Origin of the sequence: Pseudomonas sp. Z8(2022) (genome assembly GCF_025837155.1) — a bacterium.
Classification (GTDB): domain Bacteria; phylum Pseudomonadota; class Gammaproteobacteria; order Pseudomonadales; family Pseudomonadaceae; genus Aquipseudomonas.
In genome coordinates this window covers 1,445,405-1,461,934 of sequence record NZ_CP107549.1, presented here as the reverse complement: position 1 = coordinate 1,461,934, position 16,530 = coordinate 1,445,405, and the positions used below count along the sequence as shown (strand labels likewise).

Below are 16,530 nucleotides of genomic sequence, written 5' to 3'. Positions count from 1 at the left end.
GGAATCAGCGGGTGATGCCGCGGGTGGAAGCCTGGACGGAGTCACGGAAGATCGCCACTTCCGGGAATTGCGCAGCGGACTCGGCCAACTCATTCAGCGCCTGTTCCACCGTCAATCCCTGGCGATAGACCAGCTTGTAGGCCTTGCGCAAGGCGGCGATGGCTTCAGCGGAAAAACCGCGGCGGCGCATGCCTTCGAAGTTCATGCTGCGCGCCTCGGCCGGGTTGCCGAATACCGTGACGAACGCCGGAACGTCCTTGCCGATGGCGGTGCCCATGCCGGAGAAGCTGTGCGCGCCGATACGGCAGAACTGATGCACCAGGGTATAACCGGACAGGATGGCCCAGTCGTCTACCCAGACATGTCCGGCCAGCGCCGTGTTGTTGACCAGGATGCAGTGATTGCCTATCACGCTGTCATGGCCGATATGGGCATAGGCCATGATCAGGTTGTGATCACCAACGGTGGTTTCGCTGCGATCCTGCACGGTGCCACGGTGAATGGTGACGCCTTCGCGGATCGTGTTGTGATCGCCGATCACCAGTCGCGTCGGCTCCCCCTTGTACTTCAGATCCGGGGTGTCTTCACCAATCGAGGAAAACTGGTAGATACGGTTGTGCTTGCCAATCACGGTCGGCCCTTTGAGCACTACGTGCGGGCCGATGACTGTACCCTCGCCGACTTCCACATCGGGCCCGACAATGCTCCAGGGGCCGACGACGACGTCGTCAGCCAATCTGGCACTGGGGTCGATGATCGCTCGAGGGTCAATCGAACTCATAGCTTGCGTTCCGCACAGATGATTTCAGCAGAGCAGACTTCCTTGCCATCGACGGTGGCACGGCACTCGAATTTCCAGATGCTGCGACGGTCGCTCAGATACTTCGCCTCCAGTACAAGCTGATCGCCAGGAGTCACGGGTGAACGGAAGCGCAGCTTGTCGGAACCGACGAAGTAGTACAGGGTGCCATCGGCCGGTTTGACGCCCATCATCTTGAAGCCGAGGATACCGGCAGCCTGCGCCATGGCTTCGATGATCAGCACACCCGGCATGATCGGGTGTTCCGGGAAATGTCCGTTGAAGAACGGCTCATTGATGCTGACATTCTTGTAGGCGCGAACAGTCTTGCCTTCGACGTCCAGGTCCACCACACGATCCACCAGCAGGAACGGATAGCGGTGCGGCAAATATTCACGAATTTCGTTGATGTCCATCATGTCCGGTTTAGCCTGTATGAAAAGAAAAGAGCACGGTCACGCCGTGCTCAGGCATCAGATGAGACGTTTGCCGTCTGGGTCACGGCGGCCAGCTGTTTTTCCAGCTCACGCAGACGCCTGGCCATCTCGTCCAGCTGACGAATGCGGGCTGCGCTCTTCTTCCACTCGCCTGCCGGCTGCATGGCGGTACCGGAAGAATAGGCGCCCGGCTCGGTGATGGAACGGGTCACCATGGTCATTCCGGTGACGAACACGTTGTCGCACACCTCGATATGACCCACCATGCCCACACCGCCGGCGATCATGCAGTTCCTGCCGATCTTGGTGCTGCCGGAAATGCCGCAGCAACCGGCCATGGCGGTGTTGTCACCGACCTGCACGTTGTGCGCGATCATGATCTGGTTGTCCAGCTTCACGCCATTGCCGATCAGGGTGTCGGACAACGCACCGCGATCCACCGTGGTGTTGGCACCAATCTCGACGTCGTCGCCGATGGTCACCCCACCGATCTGCGCGATCTTCTGCCAGACGCCCTTTTCGTTGGCAAACCCGAAACCTTCACCGCCAATCACCGCACCGGACTGGATCACCACACGCTTGCCGATCCGTACGTCGTGGTACAGCGTCACGCGCGGAGCCAGCCAGCCGCCATCGCCGATCACGCTGCGAGCGCCGATCACGCAATGGGCACCGATGCTGACCTCAGCACCGATGCGTGCACCGCTCTCGATGACCGCATAGGGGCCGATGCTGGCACTCGGATCGACCACGGCATCCTCAGCCACCTGAGCAGTGGCATGAATGCCGGCGGCAGCCTTGGGCTTGCGATCGAACAGGTGGGAAAGCTGAGCGTAGGCGAGATAGGGATTGGCAACGATCAGGGCATCACCAGCGTAGCCTTCGGCGTCGGCTGCGGTCAGCAACACGGCGCCGGCCTGGGTCTGCGCCAGGTACTTGCGGTACTGGGCGTTGGCCAGGAAGCTCAATTGCTCGGGCCCGGCCTCCTGCAAGGTGGCCAGGCCCGTGATGACCTTGGCTTCAGCGCCACGCAAGGTGGCGCCAAGGCGCTCGGCCAGCTGGCCGAGAGTAACTGTCACACTCATACTCAGCGCATCTGGTTCATGCGCTCGATGACTTGGCGAGTGATGTCGTACTGAGGTTTGACATCGATCACCGCACCGCGCTCGAGCACCAGGTCGAAGTTGCCGTTCTTGATCACTTCCTCGACGGCCTTGTCCAGGTTCGGCTTGAGCTTGGCCAGCATCTCGCGGTCAGCGATGGCCTTGGCTTCGTTCAGCTCCTTGGACTGGAACTGAAAGTCACGGGCCTTCTGCTTGAATTCGAGCTCGAGGCGCTCGCGCTCGGCCTGCTGCATTTTCTCGCCGTCTTTTACCATGCGATCCTGAATGCGCTTGGCGTCGCTTTCCAGGGTCTTGAGCTTGTTCAGCTGGGGACCGAATTTCTTTTCGGCATCCACCGCATAGCGCTTGGCCGCATCCGACTCGAGCAGCGCCATCTGATAGTTCAGCACGGCCACCTTCATCTCGGCGAACGCCGGAGTGGCGATCAGAGCGGCGGTGAACAGAACCAGTTGAGTCAACTTACGCACAATGCACTCCTGCAACAAAACTGTTGGCTTTCGGTGAATGACTTTTAGAAGGTCTGGCCCAGGGAGAACTGGAATACCTGGGTATCGGCATCATCCGGCTTCTTGATCGGCATGGCCAGACTGAAACTCAGCGGGCCAAGCGCGGTGATCCAGGTCAGACCAACACCCACGGAGCTGGCCAGGTTGCTGAAATCGATGTCGCAGCTGTCGCTGAGCTTCTTCTGACTGGACGAGCAGTTGGTGTCGAACACGTTACCCACGTCCCAGAACAGCGCGGTACGCAGCGAACGCTGATCCTTGACGAATGGCAGCGGGAAGAGCATCTCGACACCGCCCTGCACCAGAACGTTACCACCGAACGGCAGCGGGTCTTGATCCGGGTCACGCAGGGTGCCTGGCTTGGTGCCGGTGCTTGGCGTGCTGCGCGGGCCGAGGCTGCTGTCCTCAAAGCCACGCACCGAATTGAAACCACCTGCGTAGTAATGTTCGTAGAACGGCAGTTCCGCAGTGCTACCGTAACTTTCGCCATAACCCAGCTGAGTGTGGAAGCGCAGGGTGTAGTTGTCGCTGATCGGGGTGAACACCTGGCCGCGGTAGTCGAGCTTGTAGAACGACAGGTCGCTACCTGGCAAGGTGGTTTCAAATACCAAGCTCTGCGAATGGCCGCGGTTGGCCAGAACGCCACGGTTCAGGGTCGACTCGGACCAACCGATGGAGCCCTTGAAGTTCAGGTAGTTGTCACCCTCGGCATCGATGAAATCGAAGATTTCGTCAACGGTATAACGACCGGTATCGATACTGTCCTGCTGCACGGTCAGGCCGTAGCTCAGACGCGAGGTCTCACTGATCGGGTAACCGATGTTGATACCGGCACCGAGGCTGTCCACCGAGTAGCTGGATACGTCGACATCGAGCTCGTCGTAGTCGGTGGTGCGGTAGAAAGCGTTGTAACCCAGGCTGACACCATCGACGGTCCAGTAGGGGTCAACGAAGCCGAAGCTGTAGCGGGTCTGGTATTCACTGCGGGTCAGACCGATGCTGACCCTGTTACCGGTACCCAGGAAGTTGTTCTGACTGATCGAACCACCCAGAATCAGACCGGCGTTCTGGGCGAAACCGACACTGGCGGTGATGGAGCCGGACGGCTGCTCTTCGACGCTGTAGTTGACGTCGATCTGATCGTCGGTACCCGGTACCTGCGGGGTTTCGACGTTGACTTCCTTGAAGAAGCCCAGACGCTCCAGACGAACCTTGGACTGGTCGATCAGGTAGGTTGAAGCCCAGCCACCTTCCATCTGACGCATTTCACGGCGCAGCACCTCGTCTTCGGACTTGGTATTGCCGCGGAAGTTGATGCGGTTGACGTAGGCACGCTTGCCCGGGTCGACGAAGAAGGTGATGGAGACGGTGTTGTCCTCGTCGTGCGCTTCCGGCACGCCGTTGACGTTGGCGAAGGTATAACCCTCGTTACCCAGGCGACGGGTGATCAGTTCGCTGGTGGTGGTCATGATCTTGCGCGAGAAGACCTGCCCTTCCTTGACCAGCAGCAGTGCACGCACGTCCTCTTCCGGAACCTTGAGATCACCGGACAGTTTCACGTCGCGGACGCTGTACTTCTCGCCCTCTTCGACGTTGACGGTGATGTAGACGTGCTTCTTGTCCGGGGTGATGGATACCTGGGTAGAGCTGATATCCATGTTGATGTAGCCGCGGTCCAGGTAGTAGGAACGCAGACGCTCCAGGTCACCGGACAGCTTCTCGCGGGCGTACTTGTCGTCGTTCTTGAAGAAGGACAGCCAGTTGGTGGTCTTCAGCTCGAACAGATCCACCAGGTCTTCATCGGAGAATACGGTGTTGCCGACCACGTTGATGTGGGAAATGGCTGCCACGGTACCTTCGTTGATGGTGATCTTCAGCGCCACGCGGTTACGCGGCTGCGGAATCACTTCGGCCTCGATCTCGGCCGAATAGCGGCCTTGGGCAACGTACTGGCGTTGCAGCTCGTTACGCACACCTTCGAGGGTGGCGCGCTGGAAGATCTCGCCTTCGGCCAGACCGGACTGATTCAGGCCCTTGAGCAGATCTTCGGTGGTGATGGCCTTGTTGCCTTCGATCTCGATACCGGAGATGGAAGGACGCTCGACCACGGTGACGACCAGCACGTCGCCATCGCGACCAAGCTGGATGTCCTGGAAGAAGCCGGTGCGGAACAGGGAGCGGGTGGCATCGACCAGCTGGCGATCATCCACCTGCTCGCCCACGTTGAGCGGCAGCGCGCCAAACACGCTGCCCGCAGACACCCGCTGCAGGCCATTGACGCGTATATCGGAGATGGTGAAGGACTCAGCGTGAACTTCGGCGATCATCAATGCGGACAGTACCGCAGGTAGCAGCAGACGTTTCATGAAGTCCTTTCTTATTCCAACTGACGATAAAAACTGCCGCCTGAGCGACACTTCTTTAAATCTCAAAGAACGTATTCAGCAATGCTTACAGACGGCTGAGATCGTTGACCAGGGCAAGCAGCATGACCCCGATGACCAGACTGATGCCGATCTGCATCCCCCAACCCTGAACCCGCTCAGACAAGGGGCGACCACGCACCCACTCGACCAGATAAAACAGCAGATGCCCACCATCCAGTACGGGAATGGGAAGCAGATTGAGAACCCCCAGGCTAATACTCAGATATGCAAGGAATTTCAGGAAATCCCCCAGCCCTGACTCAGCTGAAGCGCCCGCCACTTTAGCAATGGTTATCGGCCCACTCAAGTTTTTTACCGAGAGCTCTCCGAACAGCATTTTCTTCAGCGAATCGAGGGTCAGCAGGCTCATGGCCCAGGTCTGACGCATACCTTCGAAGACACCTTCGAGCGGGCCGTAACGCACCTCGCGGAGCATTTCCGGCGGCCATTCGACACCCTGAACGCCGGCACCCAGGTAGCCACTGCGGGCCTCACCCTCCCCTCGCGACGCCAGGGTCAGGCGTACATCCTGAACCTGCCCGTCGCGCTCGAAATGCAGCGCGACCGTCTCACCCGGCAACGCACGTACGCGGTCGACCAGGTCCTGCCAATCGGCCAGCGGCTGGTCGTCGAGCGCCAGCAGACGATCACCCGCCCGCAGCCCTGCGGCGTGGGCCGGCCCCTTGGGGTCGACTTCAGCCAGCACCGGTTCCAGCACCGGACGCCAGGGACGAATACCCAGCGAGCCGATCGGATCGGGCTCATCGACACCACGCAGCCAGTTGTCCAGTTGCACCTGCCTGGGCGTTTCGGCGGTGGAACCCGGCTCGGTCACCCGCAGCTCCAGCGTGCCACTTTCGCCCAGACGCCGTACCAGCTGCAGATTGACCGCTGCCCAACCGCTGGTGGCCTGACCATTGACCGCGACGATTTCCTGCCCCGCGCGCAACCCGGCCGCTTCCGCCAGGCTCTCCGGCTGCACCGCACCGATGACCGGACGCACCTGCTGGCTACCGAGCATGGCCACGAACCAGAAGAACAGCAGCGCCAGCAGAAAATTGGCCGCCGGGCCGGCGGCGACGATAGCGATGCGCTGGCGCACGCTCTTGCGATTGAAGGACTGCTCGACCAACTCGGGCGGAACATCGCCTTCACGCTCATCGAGCATCTTGACGTAGCCACCCAGCGGGATGGCGGCCACGACGAATTCCGTGCCGTGGCGATCATGCCAGCGCAGCAGCGGCGTACCGAAACCGACGGAAAAACGCAGAACCTTGACGCCGCAGCGACGGGCCACCCAGAAGTGTCCGTATTCGTGAAAAGTCACCAGGACACCCAGCGCAATCAGGGTGCCAACCAGCATATACAACCCACTCATTTCACTTTCTCCAGCCCCATGGGCCGCTCAGGTTCTGGCACACGCCGCTGCGACGGCAGTCCCATCAACGGCCCGCGAGCCACTGACCGGCCAGCTCACGCGCCCGTGCATCCGCCTCGAATACCGCGTCGAGCGCTTCGACAGCCTGCGACGGCTGCGCGTTCAGCACGGACTCGATCATACCTGCGATATCGGTGAAGCGGATGCGCCGCTGCAGGAAAGCCTCCACCGCCACCTCGTTGGCCGCATTGAGCATCGCCGGTGCACTGCCCCCAACCTGCGCCACCTCGCGGGCCAGGCGCAGACAGGGAAAGCGCTGCTCGTCCGGACGCTCGAAATCCAGGCGACCGACGGCGAACAGGTCCAGAGGCGGCACCCCCGACTCGATACGCTCCGGCCAGGCCAGAGCATGAGCAATAGGCGTACGCATGTCCGGATTGCCCAGCTGGGCGAGGACCGAACCGTCGACGTAATCGACCAGGGAATGGATCACGCTCTGCCGGTGGATGACCACCTCGATCTGCTCGGGGCGGGCATCGAACAACCAGCAGGCCTCGATCATCTCCAGCCCCTTGTTCATCATGCTCGCCGAATCAACCGAGATCTTGCGCCCCATCGACCAGTTCGGATGCGCACAAGCCTGTTCCGGCGTGACACGCTCCAGCTCGGCAAGCGGCGTCTGGCGAAACGGACCGCCGGACGCCGTCAGCAGCACGCGACGCACGCCAACAGCCTGCAGCCCGCGCGCATAGTCTCCCGGCAGGCACTGGAAGATGGCGTTGTGCTCACTGTCGATCGGCAGGAGGGTGGCACCACTCTCCCGCACCGCCTGCATGAACAGAGCGCCGGACATCACCAGCGCCTCCTTGTTGGCCAGCAGCACCTTCTTGCCAGCCTTTACTGCTGCCAGCGTCGGCTTGAGCCCGGCAGCCCCGACTATGGCAGCCATCACGCAGTCGACAGCCGCATCGGCAGATACCGAGCAAAGCCCCTCTTCGCCGACCAGCACTTCAGTGACAAGCCCGGCTGCACGCAACTCGGCCTGCAGGGCGCGCGCCGAGTCGCTATCTGGTACTACCGCGTAGCGTGGCCGATGCTGCAGGCACAGCGCCTGCAATTGCGCCAGTCGGGAAAAACCGGTCAGAGCGAAAACCTGGTAGCGTTCCGGATGGCGGGCGATCACATCCAGCGTGCTGAGACCGATGGAGCCGGTAGCCCCCAGCACGGTGACCTGCTGCACTGCGCTCACAGCGAACCCCAACCAGCCAGCCACAGCAGCGTGGCGAACACGGGAATGGCCGCGGTCAGGCTGTCGATACGATCCAGCACGCCCCCATGACCCGGCAGCAGGTTGCTGCTGTCCTTGATTCCGGATTGACGCTTGAACATGCTCTCGGTCAGATCACCGACCACGGAGATCAGCACCACCACAGCAGCACCGGCCATGGCAAGAAACAGCCCCTTGCTCGACCAATCCTGCTGCAGCCCGACCGCCAGAGTGATCAGCAGGCTGGCCGCGAGGCCACCATACAAGCCTTCCCAGCTCTTGCCCGGGCTGACCTTGGGCGCCAGTTTGCGCTTGCCGAAGGTTTTGCCGGCGAAGTAGGCACCGATATCCGCCCCCCAGACCAGCGCCATCACCGCGATAATCAGCCCATTGGCCTGCGGCCATTGCTTAAGCAGAACCAGCCCTTGCCATGCCGGCAGGAGAATCAGCAGGCCGATCAGCAAACGACCCGGCACACCACCCCAGTAACGGCTGCTATCGGGATAAGTCAGCACCAACAGGGTCGCGACCAACCACCAGAGAACTGCCAGCACCAGCAGAACCGGAGCGACAGCCGGGAGCAGATGGAGCAAGCCGAGCAGCGCAGCCACGACCACTGCGTAGACCACACGCAGCAACTGCGCCTCGAACCCTGCAAGACGCGCCCACTCCCAGGCACCCAGAGTGACCACCGCACCGATGAACAGCGCGAAAGCACCGCCGTCGAGCAGGAAAAACCCACCCAGAGCGATGGGTAGCAGCACCAGCGCCGTAATGAATCGTTGTTTGAGCATTAAGAGCGCGCCTCAGCTTCCACCTGCTCGCTGGTCTTGCCGAAGCGACGCTGGCGGGTAGCGAAATCGGCCAGCGCCTTGCGCATGGCCTCGTGCTTGAAGTCCGGCCAGTAAAGGTCGGAGAAGTACAGTTCGCTGTATGCCAACTGCCACAGAAGGAAATTGCTGATGCGGTGCTCGCCACCGGTGCGTATGCACAGGTCGGGCAAAGGCAGATCACCGGTAGCCAGACACCCCTGAAGCAATTGCGGGGTGATGTCTTCGGGCTGCAGATGCCCCGCCTGCACCTCACGCGCCAGGCGCTGAGCGGCCTGAGCGATATCCCACTGCCCGCCGTAGTTGGCCGCGACCTGCAGGGTAAAGCGACGGTTTCCTGCGGTCAGCTGCTCCGCTTCACGCATGGCAGCCTGCAGCTCGGGATGGAAACGCGAACGGTCACCAATGATGCGCAGGCTTATGTCGTTGTCGAGCAAACGCTTCGCCTCGCGCCGCAAGGCGCCGAGGAACAACTCCATCAGCGCACCGACCTCTTCGGCCGGGCGCTGCCAGTTTTCACTGGAGAAGGCGAATAGGGTCAGCACCTCGACGCCCGACTCGGCACACACCTCGATCACCGCGCGAACCGCATCGACCCCGGCCTTGTGCCCAGCCACACCCGGCAACAGGCGCTTCTTCGCCCAACGGTTGTTGCCATCCATGATGATGGCGACATGCCGCGGCACCGCCCCCTGCTTGTTCTTGTCCATGTGGGTGCCCAGCCGTCAAACGGCCATCAGGTCCGCTTCCTTGACCTCAAGAGCCTTGTCCACCTCGGCAATGAACTTGTCGGTGATCTTCTGCAGTTCGTCAGCGGCGCGACGCTCTTCGTCCTCGCTGATTTCCTTGGCCTTGGACAGCTTCTTCAGCTCGGCCAGAGCATCACGGCGCACGTTGCGCACGGCAACCTTGGCATCTTCGGCAACGCCACGCGCCTGCTTGGTGTAACCCTTGCGGGTTTCCTCGGTCAGGGCCGGCATCGGTACACGAATGGTGGTACCGGCACTGCTCGGATTCAGCCCCAGATCGGAAGTCAGGATGGCCTTCTCGATGGCTGCACTGAGGTTCTTGTCGTGAGCGACGATCTTCAGGGTACGCGCATCTTCGACAGTGATCGCAGCGACCTGATTGAGCGGCATGTCGCTACCCCAGGCCGGGACCTTGACGCTATCGAGAATGCTCGGATGGGCACGACCGGTACGAATGGAAGCCAGGTTGCGGCCCAGCGCTTCCAGGGACTTGCTCATGCGTTCCTGAGCGTCTTTCTTGATGTCGTTGATCATTGTGCATCCTCCTCGATCAGAGTTCCTTCAGCGCCACCCACTACAACGTTCAGCAGGGCGCCGGGCTTGTTCATGTTGAAGACCCGCAGCGGCATGGCGTGATCACGGCACAGGCAGATGGCGGTCAGATCCATCACGCCCAGCTTGCGGTCGAGCACCTCGTCGTAGGTCAGGCGCTCGAATTTCTCGGCATGCGGGTCCTTGAACGGGTCGGCAGTGTACACGCCATCGACCTTGGTCGCCTTCAGAACCACGTCGGCATCGATCTCGATGGCACGCAGACAGGCAGCCGAATCGGTGGTGAAGAACGGGTTGCCGGTACCGGCAGCGAAGATCACCACCTCACCGGTCTTCAGATGACGCATGGCCTTGCGACGGTCGTAATGGTCGGTCACACCGACCATGGAAATCGCCGACATGACCAGCGCCGGAATGTTCGAGCGCTCCAGCGCATCGCGCATGGCCAGCGCGTTCATCACGGTCGCCAGCATGCCCATGTGGTCGCCGGTGACGCGATCCATGCCGGCAGCGGATAGTGCTGCGCCGCGGAACAGGTTGCCGCCACCGATCACCAGACCGACCTGCACGCCGATGCCGACCAGCTGACCGACTTCCAGCGCCATGCGATCGAGCACCTTGGGATCGATGCCGAAATCTTCCGAGCCCATCAGGGCTTCGCCGCTAAGTTTGAGCAGAATGCGTTTGTAGCGAGGTTGGCGACCAGTCGTCTGCTGAGCCATTGCAAGTCTCTCCTGCGGCGATATGAAATTCTTCTGTAACACGCTTGCGCGCTGCAATTATCCGGCACTTCGAACGTGCCGGCGACCGTAGGTTGCACGGCCGCTTGTATATTTGTCGCCCCTTATTCGGCAAAGAGGCCGCACGCGCAAGCGGGCAGCCTCTCTGGGACAACTGGCCTAACCGCCGATTACTGCTTGCTGGCAGCAACCTGAGCGGCAACTTCGGCAGCGAAGTCGGTCTCGGCCTTCTCGATACCCTCGCCCACTTCGTAACGAACGAAGGAAACGACTTCGGCACCGGCTTTCTTCACCAGCTCACCGACCTTGACTTCCGGATCCATGATGAAGGCTTGCTCGACCAGGCTGGCTTCGGCCAGGAACTTGGCGATACGGCCTTTGACCATGTTCTCTACGATGTTTTCCGGCTTGCCGGCGATCTTCTCGGCGTTCAGCTGCAGGAAGATTTCCTTTTCCTTGGCAACCAGCTCTTCGGAAACCTGGTCCGGCGATACAACAGCCGGGTTGGAGGCAGCGATGTGCATGGCAACGTGCTTGGCCAGTTCATCGTTGCCGCCTTTCAGGACAACCAGAACACCGATGCGGTGGCCGTGCAGGTAGGCACCCACGGTTTCGCCGGAAACAGCGGTCAGACGACGGATGTTGACGTTCTCGCCGCACTTGGCAACCAGAGCTTCACGAGCCGATTCGCGGGAAGCGATCAGCGGAGCAGCGTCGGCCAGGTTCTTGTCGAAGGCTTCGTCGAGGCTCTCTTTGACGAAAGCCTTGAAGTCGTCCTGCAGAGCCAGGAAGTCGGTCTGCGAGTTGACTTCGATGATCACGCCACGGCCACCTTCAACGCGAACGGCGATGGAGCCTTCAGCGGCGATGTTGCCGGCCTTCTTGGCAGCCTTGATGGCACCGGAAGCGCGCATGTCATCAATGGCTTTCTCGATGTCGCCACCAGCAGCAACCAGGGCCTTCTTGCATTCCATCATGCCTTGGCCGGTACGCTCGCGCAGTTCTTTAACCAGGGCTGCAGTAATCTCTGCCATCTTGAAAATCCTCTCGGTAGGTCTTCAACCAAATCAAATCTTTGAGTGGCAAAAAGGGGGCCTAGCCCCCTTCTTGCACAGCGCATAACGCTAAATGCTTGGCGTTACCGCTTAGCCTTCGGCGCTCTCGGCAGCAGCTTCTTCGACGAACTCTTCAGTCGCGCCGCCAGCGTTGCTGCGACCACGGATCACGGCGTCGGCCATGGCACCCATGTACAGCTGGATGGCGCGGATGGCGTCGTCGTTACCCGGGATGATGTAGTCAACGCCTTCCGGGCTGCTGTTGGTATCGACAACGCCGATAACCGGGATGCCCAGCTTGTTGGCTTCGGTGATAGCGATGCGCTCGTGGTCAACGTCGATCACGAACAGAGCGTCCGGCAGACCGCCCATGTCCTTGATACCACCCAGGCTGCGATCCAGTTTTTCCAGATCACGGGTACGCATCAGGGCTTCTTTCTTGGTCAGCTTGGCAAAGGTGCCGTCCTGGGACTGGGTTTCCAGTTCGCGCAGGCGCTTGATCGAAGCACGAATGGTCTTGTAGTTGGTCAGCATGCCGCCCAGCCAGCGGTGATCGACGAACGGCGAGCCGCAGCGAGCAGCTTCTTCACGAACGATCTTGCCAGCGGAACGCTTGGTGCCGACGAACAGGATCTTGTTCTTGCCAGCAGCCAGCTTTTCAACGAACGACAGAGCGTCGTTGAACATCGGCAGGGTTTTTTCGAGGTTGATAATGTGAATCTTGTTGCGCGCGCCGAAAATGTACTTACCCATTTTCGGGTTCCAGTAACGGGTCTGGTGGCCGAAGTGCACACCGGCCTTCAGCATATCGCGCATGTTGACTTGGGACATGATAGTTCCTTGATAAGTCGGGTTAGGCCTCCACGCATCCCAGCTTCCAACCCTTGCGGGCACCCAGGAAACCGTGTCGATACGTGTGTGGGTTTAAGCCTTCGGGCGCTATGCCCGTAAAGCGGCGCGTTTTATACCACAGAAAGCCGGCACAGGCTACAAGAGCACGCAAAGAACCCGACTACGTCATACCGACCAGGTGCGACAGGCCTTTGGGGCTGGCGTGGCGAAGCTGCTAAGATAACGCCCTTTCCCGTTCGCGCTCGAGAACTCCTATGACCGTCACCATCAAATCCGCCGAAGAAATCGAGAAAATGCGCGTGGCTGGCCGCCTGGCCGCCGAAGTGCTGGAGATGATCGGCGAGCACGTCAAGCCGGGCGTGACCACCGAAGAGCTGGACCGCATCTGCCATGACTATATTATCAACGTGCAGAAGGCCATCCCTGCCCCGCTCAACTACAAGGGCTTCCCCAAGTCGATCTGCACCTCGATCAACCACGTGGTATGCCACGGCATCCCCAACGAGAAGCCATTGAAGGATGGCGACGTGCTGAACATCGATATCACCGTGATCAAGGACGGCTACCACGGCGATACCAGCAAGATGTTCATGGTCGGCAAGGTCGCCGAATGGGCCGAGCGCCTGGCCAAGGTCACTCAGGAATGCATGTATAAAGGCATCGAACTGGTCAAGCCGGGCGCCCGCCTGGGTGACATCGGCGAAGTAATCCAGAAGCATGCCGAGAAGAACGGTTTCTCCGTGGTCCGCGAATACTGCGGTCACGGCATCGGTGCCGTGTTCCATGAAGAGCCGCAGGTACTGCATTACGGAAAGGCCGGCACCGGCATGGAACTCAAGGAAGGCATGACCTTCACCATCGAGCCGATGATCAATCAGGGTCGCCCGGAAACCCGCCTGCTCGGTGACGGCTGGACGGCCATCACCAAGGACCGCAAGCTCTCCGCACAGTGGGAGCACACCGTACTGGTGACCGCTGACGGCTACGAGATCCTGACCCTGCGCAGCGACGACACCATCGCCCGCACTTCCTCCGGCCACTAAAACGCACCCGGGCGCGCCGCGCCCGCCAGAAGACCGACCGAAAAACCCTATAGAAGAAGGCAACTGCAATGCCGCAGATGGACCCCGAACTGTTTGACCGCGGTCAGTTCCAGGCCGAGCTGGCGCTCAAGTCCAGCCCCATCGCAGCATTCAAGAAGGTCATTCGCAGTGCGCGCGAAGTGCTGGATGCGCGCTTTCTCGCCGGCCGCGACATTCGCCGCCTGGTCGAAGACCGCGCCTGGTTCGTCGACCAGATCCTGCAGGAAGCTTGGAAACGCTTCACCTGGAGCGAGGATGCCGACATCGCCCTGCTCGCCGTCGGCGGCTACGGCCGGGGCGAGCTGCATCCCTACTCGGACATCGACCTGCTGATTCTTCTCGAAAGCAGCGATCACGAGATCTTCCGCGAACCCATCGAAGGCTTCCTCACCCTGCTTTGGGACATCGGCCTGGAAGTCGGCCAGAGCGTGCGCTCGGTCGATGAGTGCGCCGAAGAAGCGCGCGCCGACCTGACGGTAATCACCAACCTGATGGAAAGCCGCACCATCGCCGGCCCGGAGCGTCTGCGTCAGCGCATGCAGCAGGTCACCAGCACAGACCAGATGTGGCCGAGCAAGCACTTCTACCAGGCCAAGCGTGACGAACGCAGAGCGCGCCACGCCAAGTACAACGACACCGAATACAACCTCGAGCCCAACGTCAAGGGCTCGCCCGGCGGTCTGCGCGATATCCAGACCGTACTCTGGGTAGCCCGCCGCCAGTTCGACACGCTCAACCTGCAAGCCTTGGTCGGCCAGGGCTTCCTGCTGGAAAGCGAATACACCCTGCTCTCCTCCAGCCAGGAATTCCTGTGGAAAGTGCGCTACGCCCTGCACATGCTCGCAGGCCGCGCCGAAGACCGCCTGCTGTTCGACTACCAGGCGAAGATCGCCGCCCTGTTCGGTTATCAGGATGGTGATGGCAAGCGCAGCATCGAACACTTCATGCAGAAGTACTACCGCGTGGTCATGGGCATCTCCGAACTATCGGACCTGATCAACCAGCACTTCGAGGAAGTCATCCTGCGCGCCGGCGACAGCAGCCCGGCCACGCCTTTGAACAGCCGCTTCCAGGTGCGCGACCGCTACATCGAAGTCACCCACCCGAACGTCTTCAAGCGCACGCCCTTCGCCATCATCGAGATCTTCGTGCTGATGGCGCAGCACCCGGAGATCAAGGGCGTGCGCGCCGACAGCATCCGCCTGCTGCGCGACAGCCGGCACCTGATCGACGATGACTTCCGCAAGGACATTCGCAACACCAGCCTGTTCATCGAACTGTTCAAGTGCAAGGAAGGCATCCACCGCAATCTGCGCAGGATGAACCGCTACGGCATTCTCGGCCGCTACCTGCCGGAGTTCGGTCATATCGTCGGGCAGATGCAGCACGACCTGTTCCACATCTATACGGTCGATGCGCACACGCTCAACCTGATCAAGCACCTGCGCAAGTTCCGCTGGCCGGAACTTGCCGAGAAGTTTCCGCTGGCCAGCAAGCTGATCGACAAGCTGCCCAAGCCGGAGCTGATCTACCTCGCCGGCCTGTACCACGACATCGGCAAGGGCCGCGGCGGCGATCACTCCGAACTGGGCGCGGTGGACGCCGAAGCCTTCGCCCGCCGCCACCATCTCCCTGCCTGGGACAGCGCGCTGATCGTCTGGCTGGTACAGAACCACCTGGTGATGTCCACCACCGCGCAGCGCAAGGACCTCTCCGATCCGCAGGTCATCCACGATTTCGCCCAGTTCGTCGGCGACCAGACGCATCTGGATTATCTCTACGTGCTGACCGTGGCCGACATCAACGCCACCAACCCCAGCCTGTGGAATTCCTGGCGCGCCAGTCTGCTGCGTCAGCTCTACACCGAGACCAAGCGCGCCCTGCGCCGTGGTCTGGAAAACCCGCTGGATCGCGAAGAACAGATTCGCCAGACCCAGAGCGCCGCACTGGACATCCTGGTGCGCGGTGGCACCGACCCGGACGATGCCGAACAACTGTGGAGCCAGCTTGGCGACGACTACTTCCTGCGCCACACCGCCAGCGACGTGGCCTGGCACACCGACGCCATTCTCCAGCACCCCAACGATGGCGGCCCGCTGGTTCTGATGAAGGAAACCACCCAGCGCGAGTTCGAAGGCGGGACGCAGATCTTCATCTACGCACCGGACCAGCACGACTTCTTCGCCGTGACCGTGGCCGCGATGAGCCAGCTCAACCTGAACATTCATGACGCGCGGATCATCACCTCCACCAGCCAGTTCACCCTGGACACCTATGTGGTGCTGGACGCCGACGGTGGCTCGATCGGCAACAACCCGGCGCGCATCCAGCAGATTCGCGAAGGACTGATCGAAGCGCTGAAGAATCCCGACGACTACCCGACCATCATCCAGCGCCGGGTACCGCGCCAGCTCAAGCACTTCGCCTTCGCCCCGCAGGTGACCATTCACAACGACGCGCAACGTCCGGTGACCATCCTCGAACTGACTGCTCCGGACCGTCCGGGCCTGCTGGCGCGGATCGGACGAATCTTCCTCGAATACGATCTGTCGCTGCAGAACGCCAAGATCGCCACCCTCGGCGAGCGCGTCGAGGACGTGTTCTTCATTACCGACGACAAGGGCCAGCCGCTGTCCGACCCCGAACTCTGCGCACGCCTGCAGGAAACCATCATCCGTCGTCTGTCCGAACCCAGTATCCAGCCGGCCCAATTTTCCATCTGATTTGCGGAAG

15 protein-coding genes are annotated in these 16,530 nt (G+C 61.0%); 2 read left to right on the top strand and 13 right to left on the bottom strand.

Annotation, left to right across the window (positions count from 1 at the left end):
• Positions 1-4 precede the first annotated feature (4 nt).
• The 13 genes from lpxA to rpsB all read right to left on the bottom strand — a co-directional run bounded on the left by lpxA (position 5) and on the right by rpsB (position 12,694).
• Entirely contained in the window at positions 5-781 is a 777-nt protein-coding gene (gene lpxA / locus OEG79_RS06975; protein WP_264148059.1) for an acyl-ACP--UDP-N-acetylglucosamine O-acyltransferase, read from the bottom strand.
• Positions 778-1,218, bottom strand: a complete 441-nt coding sequence (fabZ, locus tag OEG79_RS06970; RefSeq protein WP_017363778.1) for a 3-hydroxyacyl-ACP dehydratase FabZ — start codon at positions 1,216-1,218, stop codon at positions 778-780. The genes lpxA and fabZ overlap by 4 nt, the downstream gene beginning before the upstream one ends.
• 47 nt (positions 1,219-1,265) lie before the next feature.
• A complete protein-coding gene (gene lpxD / locus OEG79_RS06965; RefSeq protein ID WP_264148686.1) occupies positions 1,266-2,327 on the bottom strand; it encodes a UDP-3-O-(3-hydroxymyristoyl)glucosamine N-acyltransferase in 1,062 nt (353 codons plus the stop codon).
• Positions 2,324-2,827, bottom strand: a complete 504-nt coding sequence (locus tag OEG79_RS06960) for an OmpH family outer membrane protein (protein ID WP_013716416.1) — start codon at positions 2,825-2,827, stop codon at positions 2,324-2,326. Before OEG79_RS06960 ends, lpxD begins: the two co-directional genes overlap by 4 nt.
• Positions 2,828-2,871: 44 nt before the next feature.
• Positions 2,872-5,232 carry an outer membrane protein assembly factor BamA gene (gene bamA / locus OEG79_RS06955; RefSeq protein ID WP_264148058.1) on the bottom strand — a complete coding sequence of 787 codons (2,361 nt, stop codon included), beginning with the start codon at positions 5,230-5,232 and terminating at the stop codon, positions 2,872-2,874.
• Positions 5,233-5,317: 85 nt separating this feature from the next.
• Complete coding sequence (gene rseP, locus OEG79_RS06950; RefSeq protein WP_264148057.1) at positions 5,318-6,670, bottom strand: sigma E protease regulator RseP; 1,353 nt, start codon at positions 6,668-6,670, stop codon at positions 5,318-5,320.
• A gap of 64 nt (positions 6,671-6,734) precedes the next feature.
• A complete protein-coding gene (ispC, locus tag OEG79_RS06945) occupies positions 6,735-7,919 on the bottom strand; it encodes a 1-deoxy-D-xylulose-5-phosphate reductoisomerase (RefSeq protein WP_264148056.1) in 1,185 nt (394 codons plus the stop codon).
• A complete protein-coding gene (locus tag OEG79_RS06940) occupies positions 7,916-8,731 on the bottom strand; it encodes a phosphatidate cytidylyltransferase (protein WP_264148055.1) in 816 nt (271 codons plus the stop codon). Before OEG79_RS06940 ends, ispC begins: the two co-directional genes overlap by 4 nt.
• Positions 8,731-9,477: a polyprenyl diphosphate synthase gene (uppS, locus tag OEG79_RS06935; protein WP_264148054.1), complete on the bottom strand. Its 747-nt coding sequence runs from the start codon at positions 9,475-9,477 to the stop codon at positions 8,731-8,733. Before uppS ends, OEG79_RS06940 begins: the two co-directional genes overlap by 1 nt.
• 15 nt (positions 9,478-9,492) lie before the next feature.
• Positions 9,493-10,050 carry a ribosome recycling factor gene (gene frr, locus OEG79_RS06930; protein WP_264148053.1) on the bottom strand — a complete coding sequence of 186 codons (558 nt, stop codon included), beginning with the start codon at positions 10,048-10,050 and terminating at the stop codon, positions 9,493-9,495.
• Positions 10,047-10,790, bottom strand: a complete 744-nt coding sequence (gene pyrH, locus OEG79_RS06925) for a UMP kinase (RefSeq protein ID WP_264148052.1) — start codon at positions 10,788-10,790, stop codon at positions 10,047-10,049. Before pyrH ends, frr begins: the two co-directional genes overlap by 4 nt.
• A 188-nt stretch (positions 10,791-10,978) precedes the next feature.
• On the bottom strand, positions 10,979-11,842 hold the full coding sequence (tsf, locus tag OEG79_RS06920; RefSeq protein ID WP_264148051.1) for a translation elongation factor Ts: 864 nt from the start codon (positions 11,840-11,842) through the stop codon (positions 10,979-10,981).
• 111 nt (positions 11,843-11,953) lie between these two features.
• A complete protein-coding gene (gene rpsB / locus OEG79_RS06915) occupies positions 11,954-12,694 on the bottom strand; it encodes a 30S ribosomal protein S2 (RefSeq protein ID WP_161867631.1) in 741 nt (246 codons plus the stop codon).
• A gap of 275 nt (positions 12,695-12,969) precedes the next feature.
• On the opposite strand from rpsB, the gene map reads away from it, so the two are divergent.
• Both map and OEG79_RS06905 read left to right on the top strand, forming a co-directional pair.
• A complete protein-coding gene (gene map / locus OEG79_RS06910) occupies positions 12,970-13,758 on the top strand; it encodes a type I methionyl aminopeptidase (protein WP_264148050.1) in 789 nt (262 codons plus the stop codon).
• A gap of 68 nt (positions 13,759-13,826) precedes the next feature.
• Positions 13,827-16,520 carry a [protein-PII] uridylyltransferase gene (locus OEG79_RS06905; RefSeq protein ID WP_264148049.1) on the top strand — a complete coding sequence of 898 codons (2,694 nt, stop codon included), beginning with the start codon at positions 13,827-13,829 and terminating at the stop codon, positions 16,518-16,520.
• Positions 16,521-16,530: the final 10 nt, after the last annotated feature.